The organism is Streptomyces sp. NBC_01451 (assembly GCF_036227485.1).
Taxonomy (GTDB): domain Bacteria; phylum Actinomycetota; class Actinomycetes; order Streptomycetales; family Streptomycetaceae; genus Streptomyces.
Genome location: NZ_CP109479.1, coordinates 4,788,665 through 4,811,863 on the forward strand (window position 1 = coordinate 4,788,665; position 23,199 = coordinate 4,811,863).

The 23,199-nt window shown below is 68.3% G+C and carries 21 protein-coding genes and 2 tRNA genes; 12 read left to right on the plus strand and 11 right to left on the minus strand.

Features of this window, described 5'->3' with window-relative positions; translation table 11 throughout:
- Positions 1 to 198: 198 nt before the first annotated feature.
- Positions 199 to 747, minus strand: coding sequence for a helix-turn-helix domain-containing protein (locus tag OG595_RS21015; RefSeq protein ID WP_329274058.1), 549 nt, complete (start codon positions 745 to 747; stop codon positions 199 to 201).
- Positions 748 to 929: 182 nt separating this feature from the next.
- Here OG595_RS21015 and OG595_RS21020 point away from each other — a divergent pair.
- A tRNA-Ala gene (locus tag OG595_RS21020) sits at positions 930 to 1,002 on the plus strand.
- Positions 1,003 to 1,353: 351 nt separating this feature from the next.
- On the opposite strand, the gene OG595_RS21025 is transcribed toward OG595_RS21020, so the two are convergent.
- Positions 1,354 to 2,277, minus strand: a complete 924-nt coding sequence (locus OG595_RS21025; RefSeq protein ID WP_329283078.1) for a helix-turn-helix transcriptional regulator — start codon at positions 2,275 to 2,277, stop codon at positions 1,354 to 1,356.
- Positions 2,278 to 2,752: 475 nt separating this feature from the next.
- Between OG595_RS21025 and OG595_RS21030 the strand changes: the two genes are divergently transcribed.
- Positions 2,753 to 3,280 carry a GtrA family protein gene (locus OG595_RS21030; RefSeq protein WP_329283079.1) on the plus strand — a complete coding sequence of 176 codons (528 nt, stop codon included), beginning with the start codon at positions 2,753 to 2,755 and terminating at the stop codon, positions 3,278 to 3,280.
- A 162-nt stretch (positions 3,281 to 3,442) separates the two neighbouring features.
- Here the strand turns inward: OG595_RS21030 and OG595_RS21035 are convergent, their stop codons facing one another.
- Positions 3,443 to 4,147 carry a DUF5324 family protein gene (locus tag OG595_RS21035; RefSeq protein ID WP_329274061.1) on the minus strand — a complete coding sequence of 235 codons (705 nt, stop codon included), beginning with the start codon at positions 4,145 to 4,147 and terminating at the stop codon, positions 3,443 to 3,445.
- Positions 4,148 to 4,536: 389 nt separating this feature from the next.
- Here OG595_RS21035 and OG595_RS21040 point away from each other — a divergent pair, with 389 nt between their 5' ends.
- Together OG595_RS21040 and OG595_RS21045 are read left to right on the plus strand one after the other, a co-directional pair.
- Complete coding sequence (locus OG595_RS21040) at positions 4,537 to 5,070, plus strand: peptidylprolyl isomerase (protein WP_329274064.1); 534 nt, start codon at positions 4,537 to 4,539, stop codon at positions 5,068 to 5,070.
- A gap of 111 nt (positions 5,071 to 5,181) precedes the next feature.
- The gene (locus tag OG595_RS21045; protein WP_329274065.1) at positions 5,182 to 6,084 is read left to right on the plus strand and encodes a rhomboid family intramembrane serine protease; all 903 of its coding nucleotides are present in this window, start codon (positions 5,182 to 5,184) and stop codon (positions 6,082 to 6,084) included.
- 339 nt (positions 6,085 to 6,423) lie between these two features.
- On the opposite strand, the gene crgA is transcribed toward OG595_RS21045, so the two are convergent.
- A complete protein-coding gene (crgA, locus tag OG595_RS21050; protein WP_318319019.1) occupies positions 6,424 to 6,678 on the minus strand; it encodes a cell division protein CrgA in 255 nt (84 codons plus the stop codon).
- 142 nt (positions 6,679 to 6,820) lie between these two features.
- On the opposite strand from crgA, the gene OG595_RS21055 reads away from it, so the two are divergent.
- From OG595_RS21055 to OG595_RS21080, 6 genes are read left to right on the plus strand one after another with little or no spacing between them, the layout of a single operon-like run.
- Positions 6,821 to 7,600 carry a DUF881 domain-containing protein gene (locus OG595_RS21055; protein WP_329274068.1) on the plus strand — a complete coding sequence of 260 codons (780 nt, stop codon included), beginning with the start codon at positions 6,821 to 6,823 and terminating at the stop codon, positions 7,598 to 7,600.
- Positions 7,601 to 7,646: 46 nt separating this feature from the next.
- Entirely contained in the window at positions 7,647 to 8,366 is a 720-nt protein-coding gene (locus tag OG595_RS21060) for a class E sortase (RefSeq protein WP_329274071.1), read from the plus strand.
- Positions 8,367 to 8,410: 44 nt separating this feature from the next.
- Entirely contained in the window at positions 8,411 to 8,593 is a 183-nt protein-coding gene (locus OG595_RS21065; RefSeq protein ID WP_198539328.1) for a hypothetical protein, read from the plus strand.
- On the plus strand, positions 8,590 to 9,228 hold the full coding sequence (locus tag OG595_RS21070) for an aminodeoxychorismate/anthranilate synthase component II (protein WP_329274073.1): 639 nt from the start codon (positions 8,590 to 8,592) through the stop codon (positions 9,226 to 9,228). The genes OG595_RS21065 and OG595_RS21070 overlap by 4 nt, the downstream gene beginning before the upstream one ends.
- Entirely contained in the window at positions 9,225 to 10,667 is a 1,443-nt protein-coding gene (locus OG595_RS21075; RefSeq protein WP_329274076.1) for a class E sortase, read from the plus strand. The genes OG595_RS21070 and OG595_RS21075 overlap by 4 nt, the downstream gene beginning before the upstream one ends.
- 59 nt (positions 10,668 to 10,726) lie before the next feature.
- On the plus strand, positions 10,727 to 11,476 hold the full coding sequence (locus OG595_RS21080) for a class E sortase (RefSeq protein ID WP_329274078.1): 750 nt from the start codon (positions 10,727 to 10,729) through the stop codon (positions 11,474 to 11,476).
- 95 nt (positions 11,477 to 11,571) lie between these two features.
- On the opposite strand, the gene OG595_RS21085 is transcribed toward OG595_RS21080, so the two are convergent.
- The 7 genes from OG595_RS21085 to OG595_RS21115 all read right to left on the minus strand — a co-directional run bounded on the left by OG595_RS21085 (position 11,572) and on the right by OG595_RS21115 (position 20,906).
- Positions 11,572 to 12,603: a restriction endonuclease gene (locus OG595_RS21085; RefSeq protein ID WP_329274081.1), complete on the minus strand. Its 1,032-nt coding sequence runs from the start codon at positions 12,601 to 12,603 to the stop codon at positions 11,572 to 11,574.
- A 146-nt stretch (positions 12,604 to 12,749) separates the two neighbouring features.
- The gene (gene pknB / locus OG595_RS21090; protein ID WP_329274083.1) at positions 12,750 to 14,744 is read right to left on the minus strand and encodes a Stk1 family PASTA domain-containing Ser/Thr kinase; all 1,995 of its coding nucleotides are present in this window, start codon (positions 14,742 to 14,744) and stop codon (positions 12,750 to 12,752) included.
- A gap of 169 nt (positions 14,745 to 14,913) precedes the next feature.
- On the minus strand, positions 14,914 to 16,386 hold the full coding sequence (locus tag OG595_RS21095; protein ID WP_329274085.1) for a peptidoglycan D,D-transpeptidase FtsI family protein: 1,473 nt from the start codon (positions 16,384 to 16,386) through the stop codon (positions 14,914 to 14,916).
- Entirely contained in the window at positions 16,383 to 17,822 is a 1,440-nt protein-coding gene (locus OG595_RS21100) for an FtsW/RodA/SpoVE family cell cycle protein (RefSeq protein WP_329274088.1), read from the minus strand. Before OG595_RS21100 ends, OG595_RS21095 begins: the two co-directional genes overlap by 4 nt.
- Positions 17,823 to 17,849: 27 nt before the next feature.
- On the minus strand, positions 17,850 to 19,418 hold the full coding sequence (locus OG595_RS21105) for a Stp1/IreP family PP2C-type Ser/Thr phosphatase (RefSeq protein ID WP_329283080.1): 1,569 nt from the start codon (positions 19,416 to 19,418) through the stop codon (positions 17,850 to 17,852).
- A gap of 98 nt (positions 19,419 to 19,516) precedes the next feature.
- Complete coding sequence (locus OG595_RS21110; protein ID WP_164315837.1) at positions 19,517 to 20,041, minus strand: FHA domain-containing protein FhaB/FipA; 525 nt, start codon at positions 20,039 to 20,041, stop codon at positions 19,517 to 19,519.
- Positions 20,042 to 20,051: 10 nt separating this feature from the next.
- Positions 20,052 to 20,906 carry a DUF3662 and FHA domain-containing protein gene (locus OG595_RS21115; RefSeq protein ID WP_329274091.1) on the minus strand — a complete coding sequence of 285 codons (855 nt, stop codon included), beginning with the start codon at positions 20,904 to 20,906 and terminating at the stop codon, positions 20,052 to 20,054.
- Between the two features lie 469 nt (positions 20,907 to 21,375).
- Here OG595_RS21115 and OG595_RS21120 point away from each other — a divergent pair.
- Together OG595_RS21120 and OG595_RS21125 are read left to right on the plus strand one after the other, a co-directional pair.
- Positions 21,376 to 21,458, plus strand: a tRNA-Leu gene (locus OG595_RS21120).
- A gap of 221 nt (positions 21,459 to 21,679) precedes the next feature.
- Positions 21,680 to 23,131 carry a DUF2252 domain-containing protein gene (locus tag OG595_RS21125; protein WP_329274094.1) on the plus strand — a complete coding sequence of 484 codons (1,452 nt, stop codon included), beginning with the start codon at positions 21,680 to 21,682 and terminating at the stop codon, positions 23,129 to 23,131.
- The last annotated feature ends 68 nt before the right edge of the window (positions 23,132 to 23,199 follow it).

The window sequence follows — 23,199 nt, forward strand, 5'->3', positions numbered from 1 at the left end:
CCCGCTGTCACCCTGCCCACCCAGAACCTGTCTCCGTACCTGTTTCCCCAACTGCCCGTCGCCGCTCCCCGGTTCATGTCGTGGGCCCCCGTCCTTTCACCTGTCCCGGCCTGGTCCCGTACGCCCGCCACCCTCCCCCCTGCCCCCCTGTGCCGTGGCCCGGCCGCCGAACCCCCGGTCGGCGGCCGGGCCGACGGCTCAGCTCTGGTGGGACTGGTAGTGCGTCACGGCGTCGGAGGTGCGGCCCGCGCCGTACACCCGGAGGAACTCTGCCAGTTCCGGGTGGGTCGGGGCGAGGGTCTCCGCCGCGTCGATGATGTCGCCGGCCGCGGACACCGAGCGCAGCAGCGACTGGATCTCGCGGACCACCCGCTTCACCGTGGGCGCCCCCGAACTCGACGTCGACTGCGTGGTGTTGCTGAGCACCGATCCCCCCTGGGACTTCTTGATCTCGTCCATCCGCTCGGTCGCCTCGGCCGCGCTGACGCTGCCGTCCGCGACCTGACCGGCCAGATCCTGCAGCAACTGCACGCGCTGCACCACTGCCGGATTGCCGATCTTGGCCCGCTGGCCGCTCATGAGCTGTGACAGCATCGGCGCGGACAGCCCCAGTACCCCCGCGAGACGAGCCTGGTTGAGTCCAAGATCGTCGATGAGCTTACGGAAGAGCGCCCCCAGCGGCTCCCCGTACCAGTTCCGCTGAAGCTCCCGCGCTCTTGCGGTGGCTTCCTGCTGTGCGGCATCCATTGCGTCTCCCCATCGCTTCCCCAAATACCGCGGTTCGCTGTAGCGAACCACGTCGAGCATCTTACGGAGAGTGGTCGTCCACGGGGACCCCCAATCCTTTTGCGAGATACCGGGGGTGACCCGGTACTCTGGTCGTCGGCGCCCACCAGTAGCTGGTTGTTCTGGGCGGACGCCTTCCATTCGGGGCCTTAGCTCAGTTGGTAGAGCGCTGTCTTTGCATGGCAGATGTCAGGGGTTCGACTCCCCTAGGCTCCACACCCGAAATGCCCTCTGGACTGCGGAAACGCAGTCCAGAGGGCATTTTTTCCTGTCCGCGCCCACACGCTGGGCGTGCGAGTCGACGACGTGCCGCGCCGCTGGATCGCGTCGGCCACGCGTTCGTGGAACCGAGCCGGACCAGTCGATGGCGGCGAGGGGCCGGACCCGCCCGGCTGCCGACGACCGGATCGGCTGGAGGACAGGCGGGGTTGAGCGGCTCAGGAAATGTCCGAACAGTGCGGGACAGCGCGGGCCGGGTTCTCGGCGGCCCGAGGCCACCCGGGCCGGGCCGATGGCCTGCCCTGCCCGGGTCACCCGGCAAGGCAGGCAGGGCCGGAACGCCGGGAGTTACAGCCAGCCCGCGCGGGTGGCGAGGACCGCGGTCTCGAATCGGCTGCGCGCCCCCAGCTTGGCGGTGATGCCTGCCATCAGCCGCCGCGTCGTGCGCAGTGACAGGCCCAGCTTGCGCGAGGCGACGTCGTCCGTCTGCCCCTGGGCGAGCAGCTTCAGCAGGGTGACTTCCTGCGGGGTGGGGTCCTCCGCCGCGTTCGCCCGCCGCACACCCAGCGGCGACGCGCGGTCCCACACCATGTCGAACAGCGACACCAACGCGCTGAGCACACCCGGCGCGTGGACGACGACGGCGCCGGCCCTGGTGTCCTCCGGGTCGATGGGCAGCAGCGCGGCCGACCGGTCGGCGATCAGCATGCGAAGAGGCAGTGACGGGGCGGTCCGGATCTCCCCACCGAGCTCCGAGAGCCGGCGCGCGTACTCCGTCGTCGCCCGGTCGTCGCGCACGCCGTCCAGGTAGACCGTCCGCAGCGTCACACCCGAGGCCAGGCTCTTCTCGTCGAGCGGACGACTGGCTTCCAGCGCCTCCCGGCCAGGAGATCCGCCCGGCATGAAGGCGAGCAGTTCGGACGTCGCCTGCCGGGACAGCTCGGACAACCGATTCCGTACGCTGCTGACGCCCTCCAGGCGCTCCAGGCCCGCGTTTTCGTGTCGTGTCCGCTGAGCCGCGAAGACGGCGGCCAGATCCGAGGTGACGGCACGCATGGATGCCAGTTCCATCTGCTGGGCGCGGATCTCCACTTCCCGCCGGTGGATGTAGGAGGCGAGACCGACCTCGGGATGAACCGCAACCACGTCGTCCGTCTCGTCGGCCGGCCCGAGCATCGAGAGATCAGCCAGTTTCCCCAGGGCCGTACGGACCTCGGCCGCTCCGACACCGAGTTCCTGGGCGATCTCCGCGACACCCCAGTGCGGTCGCATGATCACGAGCCGGTACACCTCGACACAGGTCCTGTCCTGTCCGGTCAGTGCCGCTAATGAGTTCGTGCCCTCGTCCGCGTGTATGGACCGTGTCCTACCCATCGCCTGTTCATCGGCACAACTGCTCACGATGCTGTCCCCCGACGTTGTTGAACGGTCTCGCGACAATAACCCCGCGGACTGTCGGCGGAGTATGCGAAGGGAGCGCGTGAGCTGGGTATTTGCCGTTTCATAACGAAGCGGTGGTCCGGTGCACCGAGTCCTGGGACGCCCGGAGTAGCGCCACCCGCACCCCGAGGGTGGGGCTGGCTACACCCCCGGTTCGGGAGTACACATCATCGTTTCCACAAGCGCGCGACGGCATCGTTGAACCCGGTTGATCCCCGTGATCCACAGAGGTTCACAGCCCGCCGCCCGTAAGGAAACCGCCGTGAAGACGCTGCTCCCGCCGAAGCCCGGGCCGACCGGCGCGACGCTGTGCACGGAAGCGCCCGGGGCCACGAGGACGACCGGCGCCGCCACTCCCGGGCCGCTCGCCTCCTTCGCGCGGTTCGTCCTGTGCGGCGGTGGCGTCGGACTCCTCTCCAGCGGCGCCGTGGCACTGCTCGCCGCGACGATGCCCTGGACACTGGCGAACGCGCTGATCACGGTCGCCTCGACCATCCTGTGCACCGAACTCCACGCCCGCTTCACCTTCGGGGCCGGCCGACGGGCCGGATGGCGCCAGCACTGGCAGTCGGCGGGCTCGGCCACCGCCGCCTACATCGTCACCTGCGTCGCGATGTTCGCCCTGCACCTGGCCCAGTCCTCGCCGAGCATGCTGACCGAGCAGATCGTCTACCTCGGCGCCTCCGGTATCGCCGGTACAGGCCGCTTCCTGGTCCTGCGCCTGTTCGTCTTCGCCGCCGGCCGGGACAAGCCCGTCCGCCGCGACCTCCGCCGGGCTCCGGCCCTGAAGGGCATCGGCGGCCTGAGGACGAACATGCGACTGGCCGTTTCCTGACGAGGGCACCTCGCGGGTAGATCCCTGCCGACGCCGTTTCGGCCGACGGTGTTTCACGTGAAACACCGTCCCGTCACGTTTCACGTGAAACATCGCCGTGGGCGGGGAGCCTGAAAGCCCCCCGCCCACAGCGACCTCACGAACGACACCACACAGGAACCGTCAGCGGTGGTTCTCGTCGCCCTCCGCCGCCTCCGACTCGGCCTCCTTCGCCTGGACCTCGGGATCCAGGACCGACTGACCGGTGCCGTCCACGGACGTCAGACGCCCGGTCTCCGGAACCTCGGTCGCGGCGGGCGGCTCGACCAGCCAGTCGGGGTTGGCCTGCTTGTCCCACCACTTCCACGCGGCAAAGGCACCGCCGGCCAAAATGCCCGCCACGGCCAGCCCCTTGGCGAGCCGACCGGCCCGGGCCCGACGCTGGTGCTTGCGGGCCAGCTTCCTGATCTCCTTCGGTGTGACCTGACCGCGCAGCGCGGCCAACGCCGCGGCACCGCGCGCTGCGGCCTCATCTCGTACGGGTCCGGCCGCCGCGACCGCGCGCTCCACGCGCGGCCCGGTGTAGTCGGCGGCCTGGCGGGCGGCCCTGGCGGTACGGACGGCTGCTTCATGGGCGGCATGGTCGACCTTCGGCGGCACATGCGTACGGGCCTGCTCCAGCCGCGGCGCGAGATGCGCGCCGTACTGGACACGGGCCTGTTCCGCAGCCTGGGACACCTTGGGCGCAAGCCGTACGCGTGCCTCGTGTGCGTACTGCGTGGCCCTGTCCTTGGCTGTGTCGGCGTAGGGCGCCACCACGTCCGCGGCGTGCAGGACGCTGTCCTTCGCCGAGCTGGTAGCGGCGCGCACGCTGTCAATGCGGGTCACGGGATCCTCCTCGTCGGTGGCGTACGGTTATCGACTCTCCACCCTTTTACGGATCATGCCCGGCAATACGCCGTGAGGCATGTGAGGGCGGGCATCCGGGTCAGGGACGGCCGATCGCAAGGGACTGCCGGCACCGGACCGATCGCTTGTGACAGCGGATGACGATCACATGCATTAGCGATGAATACAGGGCATCGGGAGCTTGTCGTCGACAATGCCACGGATCGCAGCGCCGTGCCCCCGTCCCGTGCCTACTCGGCCGGTTTTCTCCGAAGCGGCGGAGCGCAAGCGGAAATTCTGGACTCTCCCTCGAAGGAGGGCGCCGGGCGACGCGCGGTGTGGACCGTGCGAGGATCTGGGAGTCACAAGCGGACGACGGAAGGCAGATCGTGGCTGAGCAGCTTTACGCCACCCTGAAGACCAATCACGGCGACATCGAAGTCCGGCTTCTGCCGAACCACGCGCCCAAAACGGTCCGGAACTTCGTCGAGCTCGCCACCGGCGAGCGTGAGTGGACCAACCCGACGACGGGTCAGAAGTCCAAGGACAAGCTCTACGACGGCACGGTCTTCCACCGGGTGATCAGCGGCTTCATGATTCAGGGCGGTGACCCGCTCGGCAACGGCACCGGCGGTCCCGGCTACCAGTTCGAGGACGAGTTCCACCCGGACCTCCGCTTCGACAGGCCGTACCTGCTCGCCATGGCCAACGCCGGACCGGGCACCAACGGCTCGCAGTTCTTCATCACCGTCTCCCCGACGGACTGGCTGACCCGCAAGCACAGCATCTTCGGTGAGGTCACCGACGCGGCCAGCCAGAAGATCGTGGACGCCATCGCGACCGCGTCGACCAACCCGCGCACCGACCGCCCGGTCAACGACGTCGTCATCGAGTCGGTCGTCGTCGAGACCCGCGAGAGCTGAGCCCCGGGAGCCCTTCCACAGGGAACCAAACGCCCCGCCCATCCGTAAGGATGTGCGGGGCGGTGCGTTGCATTGCACACGACGACGGATTTGACGGACTTAGGGGACCCCATGGATCAGGCGCCAGGCAGCCCACAGGGCCCGCAGGACGCCCAGAGTCTGCCCACCTGCTACCGCCACCCGGACCGCGACACGGGCATCCGCTGCACCCGCTGCGAACGCCCGATCTGCCCCGAGTGCATGGTCAGCGCCTCCGTCGGCTTCCAGTGCCCGGAATGTGTGCGCAACGGCTCCGGCACCGGACACGCGGCGAGCGCCTCCACCCCCCGCACCCTCGCAGGCGGCACCGTCACGGCCGACCCCAGGCTCCTCACCAAGATCCTGATCGGCCTCAACGTCGCCGTCTTCATGCTCCAGCTGTCTATCGGCGACGACTTCACGGCCCGCTTCGAACTCGTCGGCAGCGCCTACTTCCCGGGCCTCGGCTCGATGGAGGGCGTCGCGGAGGGACAGTGGTACCGGCTCCTGACGTCGATGTTCCTGCACGCCGACGGCAACCCCATGCACATCATCTTCAACATGCTCAGCCTGTGGTGGATCGGCGGCCCTCTGGAAGCCGCCCTCGGCCGCGCCCGCTACCTCGCGCTGTATCTGGTCTCAGGCCTCGCGGGCAGTGCTCTGACATATCTGATCGCCGCCCCGAACCAGCCGTCGCTCGGAGCCTCCGGCGCCATCTTCGGCCTCTTCGGCGCGACCGCCGTCCTGATGCGCCGCCTCAACTACGACATGCGGCCGATCCTCGCCCTGCTGGTGATCAACCTCATCTTCACCTTCGGGGCGAGCAACATCGCCTGGCAGGCACACATCGGCGGCCTGGTCGCCGGCGTCGTCATCGGCTACGCCATGGTCCACGCCCCGCGTGAGCGCCGGTCCCTGGTCCAGTACGGCGTCTGTGGGGTGGTCCTGGTCGCGGTGGTCGTCATGACCCTGATCCGCACGGGCCAGCTCATCTAGCAGGCCGTTCCGCCTCGTCCAGCCCGGTTACAGCCCGCTCCGCCCCCCCCGCGGCCCTCTCCGGCCCATCCCGCCTGTCACTGAGTGCCTGTTGTCCACAGTCCGTGGCGCTACCTGTGCACAGTGTGCGGGAACAGCTGTGCCCCCTGTCACCGACCGGAGTTTTCCCAGGTCAGACAGGGGGCGAACAAGCTTGCGATTACCGGTGTGGCAGTCGTACCGGCGTCAACACTCGATGAGTTATCCACAGATCGTCGTCTTTTCCCCAGGCGGGGTGTGGAAAATCAATCGCAGCTGTGGATAACTCAGTGGAAAGCCCTGGGCAGAGCCCTGAGAGCCCTACTTCCACTGCGTGGAGACACCGAATCCGGCGGCGATGAAGCCGAAGCCCACCACGATGTTCCAGTTGTCCAGTGAGTCGATCGGCAGCGTGCCGTCGGTCACGTAGAACAGAACGATCCAGGCCAGGCCGATGAGGAACATGGCCAGCATGACCGGTGCGACCCAGCCGTGGCTGTTCAGTTTGATGGCCGTCGCCTGCTTCGCGGGCGGCGGCGTGTAGTCGGCCTTCTTGCGGATACGTGACTTCGGCACGAGGGTCTCTCCTGTCGATGCGCTGCGTGGCCGCGCAGGGAACTGGGTCGGGCTCCGGGGCAGCGTACAAGGGGACACTTAGTGCTCCCCCGGGCGTCCGTTAGCGTAGTGCTTCCGCGGCGCCGAAGGAGATAAGGGTACGTTGAGCAATTCTGCCGACTCTCCCGGGACGGAGCCCAGTCCCGCCCGTAACCGCCGATTCCGCCCGGTGCGGGTGCTCACCGTGGGGGTCTTCGCCCTCGCGGGGCTGATTTTCTTCACGAGCTTCGACACCGCCAAGGGCACGAACATCCGCACGGACGCCTCCCTGCTGAAGCTCTCGGACCTCATCCAGGACCGCAGCCACAAGAACGGCCGGCTCGACGAATCGCTCGCGGCCCTGCGTGACGACGTCGAGGCGCTCGCCGAGCGAGACGACGGCAGTACCGAGGCGGAGGACGCCAAACTGGCGGCGCTGGAGAAGGCGGCGGGCACCCAGAAGGTCAAGGGCGAGGCGCTCACCGTCACCCTCAATGACGCTCCGCCGAACGCCACCGCGAAGCTCCCCGGCTATCCCGAGCCGCAGCCCGACTATCTGGTCATCCACCAGCAGGACCTGCAGGCCGTGGTGAACGCCCTGTGGCAGGGCGGGGCCAAGGGCATCAAGGTCATGGACCAGCGCCTGATCTCCACCAGCGCGGTCCGCTGCGTGGGCAACACCCTGATCCTCCAGGGGCGCGTCTACTCACCCCCGTACAAGATCACGGCGATCGGTGACCCGGAGAAGCTGAGGAGCGCGCTCACGGCGTCCAAGGCGATCCAGAACTACATGGTGTACGTCAACGTCTACGGGCTCGGCTGGCAGGTCGACGAGGACGGGACGGTGACTCTGCCCGGCTACTCGGGCACAGTGGACCTGCACTACGCGAAGCCTGTGGAGTAGCTGGAACAGCAGCTGAAGCAGCCGTTAGCTCACCGCTGGGGGGCCTGTGTCGGGGCGCGTGATCATCAGGACGGTCAGCGAACTGTGCGTCACGGTGGGCACGTTGATCGTGCTCTTCGTCGTGTACGTGCTGTTCTGGACGGGCGTGAAGGCCGACACCGTCATGGACGACCAGATCCACCAGTTGCAGGAACAGTGGTCGCAGGGCACGGCGCCGCAGGCGTCACCGGCGCCGTCGGCCACCCCGGCGAGCACCACGGGCCCGACGGCCGGCCCGAAGTCCCCAGTGCCCTACACGCCGGGCAAGCCCTTCGCGATCATGTACATCCCGCGGCTCGGTTTCACGTGGAACAAGCCCGTGCTCGAGGACACGAGGACGAACACCCTGAAGAAGGGCCTCGGCCACTACGCCACCACCGCGCGGCTCGGCCAGGAGGGCAACTTCTCGGTCGCCGGTCACCGGCGCACGTACGGCGATCCGTTCAAGGACTTCCCGAGGCTGCGCCGGGGGGACGCGGTGGTGCTGACGGACGGTACGACGTGGTTCACGTATCGGATCGACAAAGGCCCCTACAAAACCGTACCCACGGACATTGAGGTGATCGATCCTGTGCCACGTAAGAGCGGGTACACGCGTTCGGGTCGTTATCTCACGCTGACCACGTGCGATCCGGAGTGGGGACACAGTCATCGGCTGATCGTCTGGGCGCACCTGGATTCCACACAGCCTGTGGAGGCCGGGAAACCTGCGGCGCTGCGCCGTTAATCTGGTGAGGTACGGCGTGAGTCCGGTGCCGCGAGTCGGGTGCCGTGGGCGACGGAAGGGACGGCATGTACGGCTGGATCTGGCGGCATCTGCCAGGGAACGCGTGGGTGAAGGCGTTGCTTTCCCTCGTACTGGCGCTGGCGGTTGTCTACGTCCTCTTCCAGTACGTCTTCCCCTGGGCCGAACCTCTCCTCCCCTTCAACGATGTGACGGTGAACGACCAGTGAGCGCACGGATTCTCGTCGTCGACAACTACGACAGCTTCGTCTTCAACCTGGTCCAGTACCTGTACCAGCTGGGCGCCGAGTGCGAGGTGCTGCGCAACGACGAGGTGTCGACGGCGCACGCGCAGGACGGCTTCGACGGTGTGCTGCTCTCGCCGGGCCCGGGTACGCCCGAGGAGGCCGGCGTCTGCATCGAGATGGTCCGCCACTGCGCGGCCACCGGGGTGCCGGTTTTCGGTGTCTGCCTGGGCATGCAGTCGATGCAGGTGGCGTACGGCGGTGTGGTGGACCGGGCGCCCGAGCTGCTGCACGGCAAGACGTCCCTCGTGGAACACGAGGGCAGGGGCGTCTTCGCGGGCCTGCCGAGCCCCTTCACGGCGACCCGCTACCACTCCCTGGCGGCGGAGCCGGACACGGTCCCGGCCGAGCTCGAAGTGACCGCCCGTACGCACGACGGCATCGTCATGGGCCTCAGGCACCGCGAGCTCCCGGTCGAGGGGGTGCAGTTCCACCCCGAGTCGGTGCTGACGGAGCACGGTCACCTGATGCTGGCGAACTGGTTGACGGAGTGCGGTGACCGGGGCGCTGTGGCGAGGTCTGTGGGGCTCGCCCCGGTGGTGGGCAGGGCCTCGGCGTGACCGCCGTGCGCCCCGAGCGCGAGTCCGGCGCCGCCTTCGGCGGAGAAACCGGCGACCAGGGAACCTCGTACGGGCAGCAGCAGCCGTACGAGGCGCCGGGCGCGTTCGAGGCGGCGGTGGACGGCTTGGCGGACCCGCTGAGCGACCCGTTGCCGGGCCAGCGGAACGATCCGCCTGCGCCACCGCCCCCCGCGCGGGGTCGGCGGAGGCGGAGCAGTCATGCGCGGCCCTACGACGCCTCGGCCGAGCGCGGGGCGGCGGAGCACCGGGATCCCGGACCCGAGTCGGGGTACGGGACGCGGGGATACGCCCAGGACTGGCAGGTGGGGGTGTACGAGGAGCAGGTGCCGTACGCGCCTCCTCCCGCGGCCTCTCCCGTGCCACCCCCGGCTGCCTCGTCCACGCCCCCTCCCGCGGCCCCTCGGGTGACGCGTCCAGCGCCCCCGACCGTGGTCCTCCCTCCCATCGACGAGGAGACGGTGGCGCTGCGCCTGGCGGACCTGCCTGCCGGTCTGCGGGCCGAGGGTCCGCGAATAGGCGACGGCCACGCGTCGACATCCGGGGCTCCGGCCGCCGCAGGGGCCACAGGCGCCTCTGAGGGCCCTTCTGTGGCCGTTGGGCGCGCAGCGCGCCGGAAGGCCGCCAAGGGCCGCCACGGGCACCCTGGGGGCCCGCAGGCGGCCTCGGAGGCTGTGGCCGCCGAGACGGCGGCGGACGGAGCGCCCCTCTCCCGGGTCGCGGCACGGCAGGCGGCGCGCGCGCAGAAGCCGGGAATGGCGGTGATGGCGAGCCGGGCGATCGGTGAGGTGTTCATCACCACCGGCGTACTGATGCTGCTGTTCGTGACCTACCAGCTGTGGTGGACGAACGTACGGGCGCACGCGCAGGCCGGGAGCGAGACGACCAGCCTCCAGGACGACTGGGCGAGCGGGAAGCGCGCGCCGGGGGTGTTCGAGCCCGGGCAGGGCTTCGCCATCCTGGACATCCCCAAGCTGGACGTGGTGGTGCCGATCGCGGAGGGCACCAGCAAGAAGAAGGTGCTGGACCGGGGCATGGTCGGCCACTACGCGGAGGGCGGCCTCACCACGGCGATGCCGTCCGCGGCGACCGGCAACTTCGGGCTCGCGGGCCACCGCAACACGCACGGCGAGCCGTTCCGGTACATCAACCGGCTGAAGAAGGGCGACGCGATCGTCGTGGAGACGCAGGACAAGTACTACGTCTACAAGATGGAAGCGATCCTTCCGGTCACGTCGCCGAGCAACACGAGCGTGCTGAACCCGATTCCGAACGGCTCGGGATTCACCAAGCCGGGCCGCTACATCACGCTCACGACATGCACGCCGGAGTTCACCAGCAAGTACCGGATGATCGTGTGGGGCAAGATGGTCGAGGAACGGCCGCGCAGCAAGGGCAAGCCGGATGCGTTGCTGCAGTAGTTGTTGCGGCGGCGGTGACGGCGGCGGGCTCGTGCAGTAGCAGTGAGGGCAGATGAAGAGTGGCAGCGACGACGGACCACGACGAGCAGACCGCCGACGCCCCGGTTCCCCCGTCGCAGGCCCGCCCCCGGAGGCCGGTCGGCAGACTTGCCACCGCGGTGAGCCTTCTCGGTGAACTCCTCATCACGGTGGGCCTGGTGCTCGGCCTGTTCGTCGCGTACTCGCTCTGGTGGACGAACGTCGTCGCGGACCGCGAGGCGGACAAGCAGGGCGACGAGGTACGCGACCACTGGGCGGACGCGAACACGGGGCCCGGCGCGCTGGACACCAAGGACGGCATCGGCTTCCTGCACGTCCCGGCGATGAAGAACGGCGAGGTCCTGGTCAAGAAGGGCACGTCGTCGAAGGTCCTCAACGACGGCGTGGCCGGCTACTACGTGGACCCGATCAAGTCGGCGCTCCCGCAGTCGAAGCAGGGCAACTTCACCCTGGCGGCCCACCGGGACGGCCACGGCGCCAAGTTCCACAACATCGACAAGCTGAAGAAGGGCGACCCGATCGTCTTCGAGACGAAGAACGACTGGTACGTCTACAAGGTGTACGACACCCTCCCGGAAACCTCGAAGTACAACGTCCAGGTCCTCTCCGCGATCCCGAAGGAGTCCGGGAAGCGGAAACCCGGCCGCTACATCACGCTGACGACCTGCACGCCGGTGTTCACGTCGGAGTACCGGTACATCGTGTGGGGGGAACTGGTGCGGGTGGAGAAGGTGGACTCGAAGCGGACGGTTCCGGAGGAACTGCGTTGACAGACTCCCTTGCAGAAGGTCTGTCGTTAGCATGACCGAGGCCCGAAGCCGCAACTTGCCTTTGCGGCTTCGGGCCCCTTCGCGTCATGCCGTGGCTACTCCAGCACTTTCAGGGGTTCCCCGGCGCCCCACTCCTCCAGTACCCCGCGATGTACGGCGGTGATCCCGGCCTCGGACGCGATGCTCAGCGCTTCTGGAGTGAAGGGGCACGTTGCCACGTAGAGCGCGACTTCCGCGCTGTACAGCACCTTGGCCGAGCCGACGAACTTCTGGACGTCGGGGCTGGTGATGCTGAGGTAGGGCGCGAACCTCTTGCACTGGACGACGAGGCGTCGTCCGTCGGCTGTGAGCGCGATGATGTCGACGCCCCGGTCTCCGTGACCGCTCTGGACGACGACGTTCGTACAGCCGTCGCGGCGCAGCAGCTTGGCGATGTGGTGTTCGAACGTGCGGCCGTTCATGGCGTCCATGGCGGCCATGACTCCGGGGCGGGGACGGCCCCCGTACGGGCTTTCGAGCCTCTGTAGCCGTGCGTGGTGCTGCCGGAGCCGCTGTTCGACTCGCTGGACTCCGGTCCGCAGGGCGATCAGCTCCTTGCGGTGCTCGCCCGACGTTTCGATCAGGGCGTTGAACATGGGGACGACGGTCTTGCCGAGGATGTGGGTGATCCGTTGATCGATGTGGTCGTCGAGGGAGGAGGTGTCTGTCCTGACCGGGTTTTCCACAGGCTGCGCGCGTACCAGGTACTCCATGTCGAGCAGGTACACACGCACCTGACGTGCGACTTCGCTGTCACGGAGCAGCATGGCGACGTTCAGAACCGTTCGGCGGGAGAAGAGGGCGAGGTGGCGTGTGTGGGATTTGACCCCACTAAGCTCCTTGAAGGAGCTTAGTTCTGAACCTGCCAAAACTCGGTAGCCGTTGGATTGCGGTTCGGCGCCGTGGTCGACCACCAGGGAGCGGATGGCCTTGATGCCGACCTGGAAGTACGTCGCCACCATCGCCGTCGTCACATGCGTCCCGTCCGGCAGCAGCGACAGTGCCTTCACCCTGTCGAGCACGTCCGTCCGGTCCAGCGCGCTGGCGCGGAGCGCCTTCGACTCCAGCAGTGCCGTTTCGTTGATCACGGTCCGTGTCTCCTCAGCTCGTCGGATTTTCCTCACATGTCCAACGAGTTCGGGCATTCGGAGTTCTGGTCGGATCTCGTACACGGATATGAGTGAGCCCCGGCATCCTTCTCAGATGCCGGGGCTCACTCAGGTGACAAGCGGGGTCAGCCGAAGATGCCGCCGTTGTCGTTGTCGCCGTTGTTTCCGCCGTTGTTGTTTCCGAAGCTGATGCTCTGGAGTGTGATCTGGGTGTTGCCGGGGTCGTCGACCTCGGTGTCCTTGACCGGATCCTGGGCGGTGACGAAGGCGGTGTCGCTCTGGTCGCTGCCCTGGGTGAACTGGATGTTGGTGAAGCCGGCCGCCTGGAGGGTCTGCTTCGCCTGTCCCACGGTCTGTCCGACGACGTTCGGGACCTGGGTCTTCTCCTCGGACTTCTTGCCGATCTGGATGGTCACCTTGGACCCCGGGTCGGCCTGCGTGTTGGCCTGCGGTGAGGTCGCGATGACCTTGCCGTCCTGGTTGTCGTCCTCGGTCGGGACCTCCGTGCACTCGCCGACGAGGTCGTTGTCCTCCATCTGCTGCTTGGCGGTGTCACAGTCCTGACCGGTGACGTCCGGGACCGTCGACTTCTCCTCCTCCTTGGCGATGGTGAGGGTGATCGTCGATCCCTTCTCCACCTCCTGGCCAGAAGCCGGATCCTGGTCCAGAACGCTGTTCGGTTCCTCCGAGGATTCACGTGTCTTGGTCTTGACCGTGAACTGGTAGCCGTCACCCGTGAGCTTCGCCTGCGCCTCTTCGAGGCTGAGGTTGATCACATTCGGTACGACCACCTTCGGCGCCCCGGTCGACACCACCAGCGCGATGGTGTCGCCCTTCTTGACGTCGACCCCGGCCTTCGGGTTCTGCTCGCAGATGTTGCCCTTGGGCTCGTTCTCGCAGGGCTTCTCGGTGAACGTCAGTTTCAGCTCGACGTTCACGGCTGCCTGCTGCGCGTCAGCCTTGGACTGGCTGACGAAGTTGGGGTTCTTGAAGGCGCTGTCGTTGACAGCCTGCCCGTCGAACACCCACTTGCCGATCAGGATCGCGCCCACCAGCACGAGGACACCCGCCACGGCCAGCAGGATCGTCGAGGTGTTCGACTTCTTCGGCTGGCGGCGTCGGGAGCGGTCGTCGTAGCCGAAGCCGCCGTCGTCCGGGCTCATCGGGGGGAGCATGGTGGTCGCGCCGGCGTCGGAGCGCAGGGCGGTCGTGGCCTGGTCGTCGGGGTAGCCGTAGCCGCCGTAGCCGGCCGAGCTCATGGCGTGCGCGGCGGCGACGGGCTGGCCGTCGAGGCAGGCCTCGATGTCCATGCGCATCTCGTCGGCGGACTGGTAGCGGTAGTCCGGGTCCTTGACCAGGGCCTTCAGGACGATGGCGTCCATCTCGGGCGTGATCTCGGGGTCGAACACCGACGGGGGCTGCGGTTCCTCCCGTACGTGCTGGTACGCGACCGCGACCGGGGAGTCCCCGATGAACGGCGGGCGGACCGTGAGGAGTTCGTAGAGCAGGCAGCCGGACGAGTAGAGGTCCGAGCGTGCGTCGACCTGCTCGCCCTTCGCCTGTTCCGGCGACAGGTACTGGGCTGTTCCTATGACCGCGGACGTCTGCGTCATCGTCATGCCGGAGTCGCCCATCGCACGGGCGATGCCGAAGTCCATGACCTTGACCTGGCCGTTGCGCGTGAGCATCACGTTGGCCGGCTTGATGTCGCGGTGGACGATGCCGCTTCTGTGGGAGTACTCCAACGCCTGGAGGATCCCGATGGTCATCTCCAGCGTCCGCTCGGGCAGCAGCTTGCGGCCCGAGTGGAGGAGCTCGCGGAGGGTGGAGCCGTCCACGTACTCCATGACGATGTACGGGATGGACGTCCCGTCGATGTAGTCCTCGCCGGTGTCGTACACGGCGACGATCGCGGGATGGTTGAGCGAGGCGGCCGACTGGGCCTCCCGGCGGAACCGGGCCTGGAAGGAAGGGTCGCGCGCGAGGTCGGCGCGCAACGTCTTCACTGCCACGGTGCGGCCCAGGCGGGTGTCATGTGCGAGGTATACCTCTGCCATGCCACCACGGCCGAGCACGTGACCCAGCTCGTACCGGCCGCCGAGGCGACGCGGCTCTTCCATGCTTCCTACCAGCCCTCTCCGTCGGTCCCGACCGCACCTGTGTGTGGTCCGGCGGTGTGCCGTCCGGGCCTACGGTACCCGGGTTCATTTGTGTGACCTGGCCAAGCCCGTCAGCCGATACCGGACCGGTATCGCAACGTGCACCGATGTGAAGGGGACGTGACGGGGCTCACTGCTTGCTGTTGATGACCGCCTCCATCACGCTCTTGGCGATGGGCGCGGCCAGACCGCCGCCCGAGATGTTGTCGCGGATGGCGTCCTCGTCCTGGACCACGACTGCCACGGCGACCGGTGAGCTGCCGTCGGCGAGCTTGGCGTAGGAGATGAACCAGGCGTACGGCTTCTCGCTGTTGTCGACGCCGTGCTGGGCGGTGCCGGTCTTGCCGCCGACGGTCACGCCGCTGATCTGCGCGTTCTTGCCGGTGCCGTCCTTGACGACCGTCTCCATCATCGACTGGAGGATCTGGGCGTTCTTGGAGTTCAGCGGCTGGCTCATCTCCTCGGGCTCGGTCTGTTCGAGCACGTCGAGGTTGGGGGCCTGGAGCTTGTCGACCATGTACGGCTTCATCAGCTTGCCGTCGTTGGCGATCGCGGAGGCGACCATGGCCATCTGGAGCGGAGTCGTCGCGGTCTCGAACTGGCCGATGGAGCTGAGCGCGGTCTGCGGCTGGTCCATCTTCTCGGGGAAGTTGGAGGCGGCGGCGCGGACGGGGATGAACTGCTCGGAGTTGAAGCCGAACTTCTTGGCTTCGTCGAGCATCTTGTCCTTGCCGAGGTCGGCGCCGATCTTGCCGAAGACGGTGTTGCAGGACCACTGGAGGGCGACGCGCATGGTCGCGTTCTTGCAGGGGATGGTCCCCTCGTTCTTCAGCGGGGTCGTGGTGGTCGGCAGGTTGTAGGGGAGCGGCGAGTCCGTCTTCTCGTCGGCGTCCGTGTAGAGGCCGTTCTCGAGGGCCGCCGCCGCCGTCACGACCTTGAAGGTGGAGCCGGGCGGATAGATGTCGCGCAGGGCCCGGTTGAGCATGGGCTCGTCGGGGTCCTGGGCCTTCTGGAGCTTGGTCCAGGCCTCCGAGTCCTTGTTCGAGTTCCCGGCGAACACCGAGGGGTCGTACGAGGGGAAGGAGGCCAGGGCCAGGATCGCGCCGGTGGACGGGTCGATCGCGGCCACCGCGCCCTTGCCGCGGCCCTTGAGGCCGTCGTACGCGGCCTTCTGGGCGGCGGCGTTGAGGGTGGTGACGACGTTGCCGCCCTGCTTCTTCTTGCCCGTGATCATGTCGAGGGTGTTGCGGAAGAAGAGCCGGTCGTCGTTGCCGGTGAGGATGCCGTCGTCGATGGATTCGAGCTGCGTCGCGCCGAACGCCTGGGAGGCGTAGCCCGTGACGGGGGCCCACATGGGGCCGTCCTTGTAGGAGCGCTTGTACTCGAAGTCGCTGCTGTCGGACGTGGTGGAGCCGGTGATCGACTCGCCGTCGACGATGATGTTGCCGCGGGGTGTGGCGTAGCGCTCGATGGCGACGCGGCGGTTGTACTTGTCGTCCTTGAGCTCGTCCGCCCGGACGTACTGGATCCAGTTGTCGCGGATGAGCAGGGCGAGCACGAGCAGCCCGCAGAAGAGAGCGATCCGGCGCAGGGGCTTGTTCACGGTCGGACCACCTGGGTCATCTCGGCGTCGGGGTTGGGGGCCGGGGCGGGCGCCGGACGGCGCGCGGTGTCGCTGATTCTCAGCAGGATGCCGATGAGAGCCCAGTTGGCGATGACGGACGAACCGCCGTACGCGAGGAAGGGCATCGTCATACCGGTCAGCGGGATCAGGCCCATGACGCCGCCGGCGACGACGAAGACCTGGAGGGCGAAGGCGCCGGAGAGGCCGATGGCGAGGAGCTTGCCGAAGGGGTCGCGGGCGGCGAGGGCGGTGCGGACGCCGCGTTCCACGATCAGGCCGTAGATGAGCAGGATCGCCATGATGCCGGCCAGGCCGAGTTCCTCGCCGAAGGTGGCGAGGATGAAGTCGGAGTTGGCGGCGAAGCCGATGAGGTCGGAGTTGCCCTGGCCGAGGCCGGTGCCGAGGGTGCCGCCGGAGCCGAAGGCCCACAGGGCCTGCATGGACTGCTCGGTGTGGCCCCCGACGCCCTTCTGGCTGAGGAGGTATTCGTTGAGCGGGTCGAGCCAGGCTTCGACGCGCTGCTGGACGTGCGACTCGAAGCTGGCGACGCCGACCGCGCCCGCCGCCGACATCAGCAGACCGAAGACGATCCAGCTGGTCCGCTCGGTGGCGACGTACAGCATGATGATGAACATTCCGAAGAACAGCAGCGACGTACCGAGGTCGGTCTCGAAGACCAGGATCAGGATCGAGATGATCCAGACCACGATGATCGGTCCGAGGTCGCGGCCGCGGGGCAGGTACAGGCCCAGGAAGCGGCGGCTGGCGAGGGCGAGCGCGTCGCGCTTCACCATCAGGTAGCCGGCGAAGAAGATCGCGAGGGCGATCTTCGCGAACTCGCCGGGCTGGACGCTGCCTAGGCCGGGGATCTTGATCCAGATCTTGGCGCCGAAGTTGTCGAAGCCGAGGCCCGGGACGAGCGGCAGGACCAGCAGGACGAGCGCGCCGGCCATGGAGATGTAGGTGTAGCGCTGCAGGATGCGGTGGTCCTTGAGGAACACCAGTACGGCGACGAACAGGGCCACGCCCAGTGCGGAGTACAGCAGTTGGCGGGGGGCCGCCTCGACGTAGACGCTGAGCCGCTGCAGCCGCTTGGACTGGTCCAGCCGCCAGATGACGACCAGGCCGACGCCGTTGAGCAGCGTGGCCAGGGGCAGCAGCAGTGGGTCGGCGTACGGGGCGAACTTGCGTACGACGAGGTGGCCGACGCCGGCGATCAGGCCGAGGCCGAGGCCGTAGCTGAGCAGGCCCGAGGGGATCTTGTCGTCGATGGCCAGGCCCACGTTGACGTAGGCGAAGACCGGGATGACGACGGCGAACACCAGGAGTGCCAGTTCGGTGTTGCGCCGGCTCGGGGTGCCGATCGCGCCGATCGTGGACGTGTGGTGCTGCGAGGTGTTGGTTGTACTGCTCATTGTATGAAGTGGCCCCTCACGGCTTGCCTACTGCTTACCGCACAGCGAGACCAGCTTCTGCTCATCCTCGGAGAGGCTGGGGCCGGGTGTGGGAGTGGGTGCGGTTGTGGACGGGGACGCCGATCCGGACGGCGTCGGGCTCGGCGTTGCCTTGGACGCGGCGGCGGTACGGGTGGTTCCCGTGGTGCCTCCGGCCTCGCCTTCGCCGGTCTTGGCGTTGTTCGCGTTGTCGGCCGCGCGCCGTGCTTCCTGCTTCTTGCACGCGGAGGCCTGGGTGGCCAGCTCGGAGATCTTCGACTGGGCGTCCTTGAGGCCGCCCTCCGTGATGGTGGCCTTGACCTGCTTCTGCTGGTAGGCGGGCAGGTACTTGAGTTCGATCTCGGGGTGGTCCTTCTCGACCTTCGAGAGCGACACCCAGGCGAGGTCCTGGTTGATGCCCCGGTACAGCGCGACGTGCTCGTCGCTGGCGCCGACGTAGTACTGGGTCTGTGTCCAGCGGTAGCCGCCGTACAGGCCGCCTCCGATGACGGCGAGGGCGAGTGTGATGTAGAGGGTTCTCTTGAACCACTTGCGGCCGGCGCTGGGTTTGACGAAGTCCTCGTCGGTGTAGCCGCCGAAGCCGCCGGTCTGGATGTAGCCGGTGGTGTCGCCAGAGCCGGGCGGGCCGAACTCGCCGCCCCCGCCGCCGTGCGCGGGCCGCTGCCGGCCGAGCCCGGAGGCGCGTCCGGCGGGCGTCTGCATGGCGCCGCCGTCGTGCAGGTGGTGCTGGTTGTGCTGGTTCTCGGCGACCGCGCCGACGACGACGGGTACGTCGGACAGCTGCCCGGCGAGGGTGTCCCCGGTGTCGAGGTCCAGGACGTCGGCGATGATCACGGTGATGTTGTCGGGGCCGCCGCCGCGCAGTGCCAGCTCGATGAGCTGCTGCACGGTCTCCTGGGGGCCCTGGTAGCTGGCGAGGGTGTCCTCCATGGTCTGGTGGGACACGACGCCGCTGAGTCCGTCGGAGCAGATCAGGTACCGGTCGCCGGCCCTGACCTCACGGATGGAGAGGTCGGGCTCGACGTGGTCGCCGCTGCCCAGCGCGCGCATGAGGAGCGAGCGCTGCGGGTGGGTGGTGGCCTCTTCCTCGGTGATGCGTCCCTCGTCGACGAGGCGCTGCACCCAGGTGTGGTCCTGCGTGATCTGGGTGAGGACGCCGTCCCGGAGGAGGTACGCACGGGAGTCGCCCACGTGTACGAGGCCGAGGCGCTGGCCTGTCCACAGGAGGGCGGTGAGCGTGGTGCCCATGCCCTCCAGCTGGGGGTCCTCCTCGACCATCATGCGGAGCTGGTCGTTGGCCCGCTGCACGGCGGTGCCGAGCGAGGTGAGGATGTCGGAGCCGGGGACGTCGTCGTCGAGGGCGACGATGGTGGAGATCACCTCGGAGGAGGCGACCTCACCGGCGGCCTGGCCGCCCATGCCGTCGGCGATCGCGAGGAGACGGGGACCGGCGTAGCCGGAGTCCTCGTTGCCCTCGCGGATCATGCCTTTGTGCGATCCGGCGGCGAAGCGCAGTGACAGACTCATGCGCACCTCGCCCGTCGGCTCCGGGTACATCCGCACGGTGCCCACCCTCCGGTCGGGAGCGCGCCGGTGGCCTTCACATGGACCGCCGCTGCGTGCTCGCTCCGCTCGCGCCTATTCATGATGTAGCACTACTTCCGCAGCTCGATGACGGTCTTGCCGATGCGGATCGGCGCGCCCAGCGGAATCGGTGTGGGAGTAGTCAGCCGGGTCCGGTCGAGATAGGTGCCGTTGGTGGACCCGAGGTCCTCGACGATCCACTGGCCGTCGCGGTCCGGGTAGATCCTGGCATGCCTGCTGGAGGCGTAGTCGTCGTCCAGCACGATGGTCGAGTCGTGGGCCCGGCCGAGCGTGACCGTCTGCCCCTGGAGGGCGACGGTGGTGCCCGTCAGGGTGCCCTCGGAGACGACGAGTTTGCTGGGGGCGCCCCGGCGCTGCCTGCCGCCGCCGGAAGGCTGCTGCTGGCGTTGCTGTGGAGGCGCGGCGGCCTGTCGGGCGGCCGCCTGCTGCTGGCGGCCGCTGTCACGCCTCGACCCGCGCTGGGTGACACGCGTACCGAACAGGTCGCTGCGGATGACCTGCACGGCCACGATCACGAACAGCCACAGTACGGCCAGAAAACCCAGCCGCATGACCGTGAGGGTCAGCTCTGACATTGCCCCCGCTTCACCCTTCGGCTTGCCGGTAAATGATGGTGGTGCTGCCCACGACGATTCGCGAGCCGTCGCGGAGCGTAGCGCGGGTGGTGTGCGTCCCGTCCACCACGATGCCGTTGGTGGACCCGAGATCCTGGATCGTCGGGGGCGTTCCTGGCCGGATCTCACAGTGCCGGCGCGAGACGCCGGGGTCGTCGATCCGCACGTCGGCCTCGGTGCTGCGGCCCAGCACGAGGGTCGGGCCGGTGATCTGGTGGCGGGCGCCGTTGATCTCGACCCAGCACCGCATCCGGCCCGCGATCGGCCGCTGTCCCATGGGCGGGCCCGCGGGGGCTGCGCCGAGGCGTCCGCCGGGCGGCGGTGCGGCCGGCATCGGGGGAGCGGAGGCGGCGGGCGGATAGCCGTAGCCGCCCGCGCCGGGCCGGCCCATCGGCGGAGCCGCGGGTGCGGCGGCGCCGGGACCCGGCCCGCCGGGGGCCTGCTGGTTGGTGGAGGAGGCGAGCGTACGGCTGCGGACCCGGTACAGACCGGTGTCCAGGTCGTCGGCCTTCTCCAGATGCACCTTGACGTTGCCCATGAAGGTGTATCGCTGCTGCTTGGCGTAGTCCCGGACCATTCCGGCGAGCTCGTCGCCGAGCTGTCCGGAGTAGGGGCTGAGGCGGTCGAAGTCCGGTGCGCTCAGCTCGACGATGAAGTCGTTGGGTACGACGGTCCGGTCGCGGTTCCAGATGGTCGCGTTGTTGTCGCACTCGCGCTGCAGCGCACCCGCGATCTCCACGGGCTGGACCTCGGACTTGAACACTTTGGCGAAGGTGCCGTTGACCAGACCTTCGAGACGCTGCTCGAACTTCTTCAGGACTCCCATGGGGCACCTCCTCCTTGTTGCTGCTCTGTCCAAAGCCATGCGCGCCATGCGTGCGGTGCATGCCGTGCCTGGTACTGCTTACTGATCGTATCCACGCGCCGGGAAATCGGCTGGTTCCCCCTGTCAGGCAGGTCGACGGGTGTCGACGCCTGACGAAGTTCCCTGTGAAGCTCCCTTTCGAACTCCCCGAGCCGTACCCAGATCGTAGAGGCGGCGCCAAACCAGTGTCCCGCACCTGACTGTGCACCTTGCCCGCCTCCTTGGGAGATGGGCTGGACCGGTACGAGGTTGATACGTGAACCGGCACGTGTTGATACGAAGTCGCGGCCGGTCCGGCTCGGTCGGGGCCGGTCGGGCGGGCCGGGGGCGGAGGGAAAGGGATGTGAACCCACCACCTCCAGCGTGCTAATCTTCTCGATGTCGGAAGGCCCCAGCCCCGCTGGGAACAGGGCCCGAGGACACAGCGAATGCGCGAGTGGCGGAATGGCAGACGCGCTGGATTCAGGTTCCAGTGCCCGCAAGGGCGTGGGGGTTCAACTCCCCCCTCGCGCACAGGTGAACGGCCCTCATCGGGATCTCGATGAGGGCCGTTTCGCGTTGTCCCCGTGTGGTGTGTGCTCGTGAGGCGTGCGGATGTGAGGTCTCTCTCATATGAAGTGCGTCCCACGGGTTGCCCGACTTGTCCACAGGGTCTGACCTGATGCGGTGTGCGGCTGTACGGTCTTCGCCAGTTGATGTTGGCGGCGGTGGGCGGAGTGGGGGAGGCGGTCGCGATGACCGAGGTCGGTACGGAGTCGGCGGGGGCCGCGGTGACGCGGAGCCGGGCGCGCAAGCTTCCCGAGGTGGGCGGGTTCGCCCGGTGGCAGGCGGAGGGTTCTCCCAAGGAGGAGGGAAAGGCGTTGCGGCGGCAGGTTCCGCGCGGCGCGCACGCCTCCTTCGGCACCGGAGCGGACGGCTCCCGTCCGGACGCGGAGACGGCGGTCAGGGAGTCCAACCGTGGGCGTATCCCGGAGCTGACGCCGATAAGGGTGGGCAGGATGGCGGCCACCCCGTTCGCCTTCCTGCGCGGTTCGGCGGGCCTGATGGCGTACGACCTCGCGCGTACCCCGATGACCCGGATCCGCGCTCAGATCTGCGGGGACGCCCACGCGGGCAACTTCGGTCTGTACGGTGACGCGCGCGGCGGCCTGGTGATGGATCTGAACGACTTCGACGAGACGGTCCAGGGCCCCTGGGAGTGGGACCTCAAGCGGCTCGCCGCCTCGCTGGTCCTCGCCGGGCGGGAGGTGGGCGGGGACGAGGACATCTGCCGCAAGGCGGCGCACGGCGCGGTCGGCGCGTACCGCCGTACGATGCGGCTGCTCTCGAAGCTCTCGGTGCTGGACGCGTGGAACGCCATCGCGGACGAGGAGCTCGTCTCCCACACGGACGCCCATGACCTGGCCGGCACGCTGGAGCGGGTCTCGCAGAAGGCGAGGGGCAACACCAGCGGGCGTTTCGCGGCCAGGTCGACGGAGGCCACCGAGGACGGCGGGCGGCGTTTCGTGGATGCCCCGCCGGTGCTGTGGGGGGTGCCGGACGAGGAGGCCGTGGTGGTGGCGGCGTCCCTGGAGGAGTACGTGGGCACACTCCCGGAGGACCGCCTTCCGCTGCTGGCCCGCCACTCGGTGCACGACGTGGCGTTCCGCATCGTCGGCACGGGGAGCGTGGGCGCGCGGTCGTACGTCGTCCTGCTTCTCGACCACAAGGGCGAGTCCCTGGTCCTGCAGGTGAAGGAGGCCCGTCCCTCGGCGCTGGTCCCGCATCTGGCCACCGCGGGTTTCGACCCGGTGGAGGCGGCGGGCCCGGTGCACGAGGGGCGCCGGGTGGTGCTCGGGCAGAAGCGTATGCAGGTCGTCAGCGACAGTCTCCTGGGCTGGACCACGGTCGACGGACTGCCTTTCCAGGTACGGCAGTTCCGCAACCGCAAGGGCAGCGTGGACCCGGCCGCCCTGTCCGCCGACCAGATCGACGACTACGGCCGGATGACGGGCGCCCTCCTGGCCCGCGCGCACGCGCACAGTGCCGACCCCCGGCTGATCGCCGCCTACTGCGGCAAGAGCGACGAGCTGGACGAGGCGGTGGCGAGGTTCGCCATGGCCTACGCCGACCGTACGGAGGCGGACCACGCGGATCTGGTGGCGGCGGTGCGGGCGGGGCGGATCGACGCGGAGATGGGCGTGTGACGGTGACGGCTGTGGGGTCACTTCGGGGGCTCTCCGGTGACCCTCGGTGGGCGCGTGGGCCGTGGCCT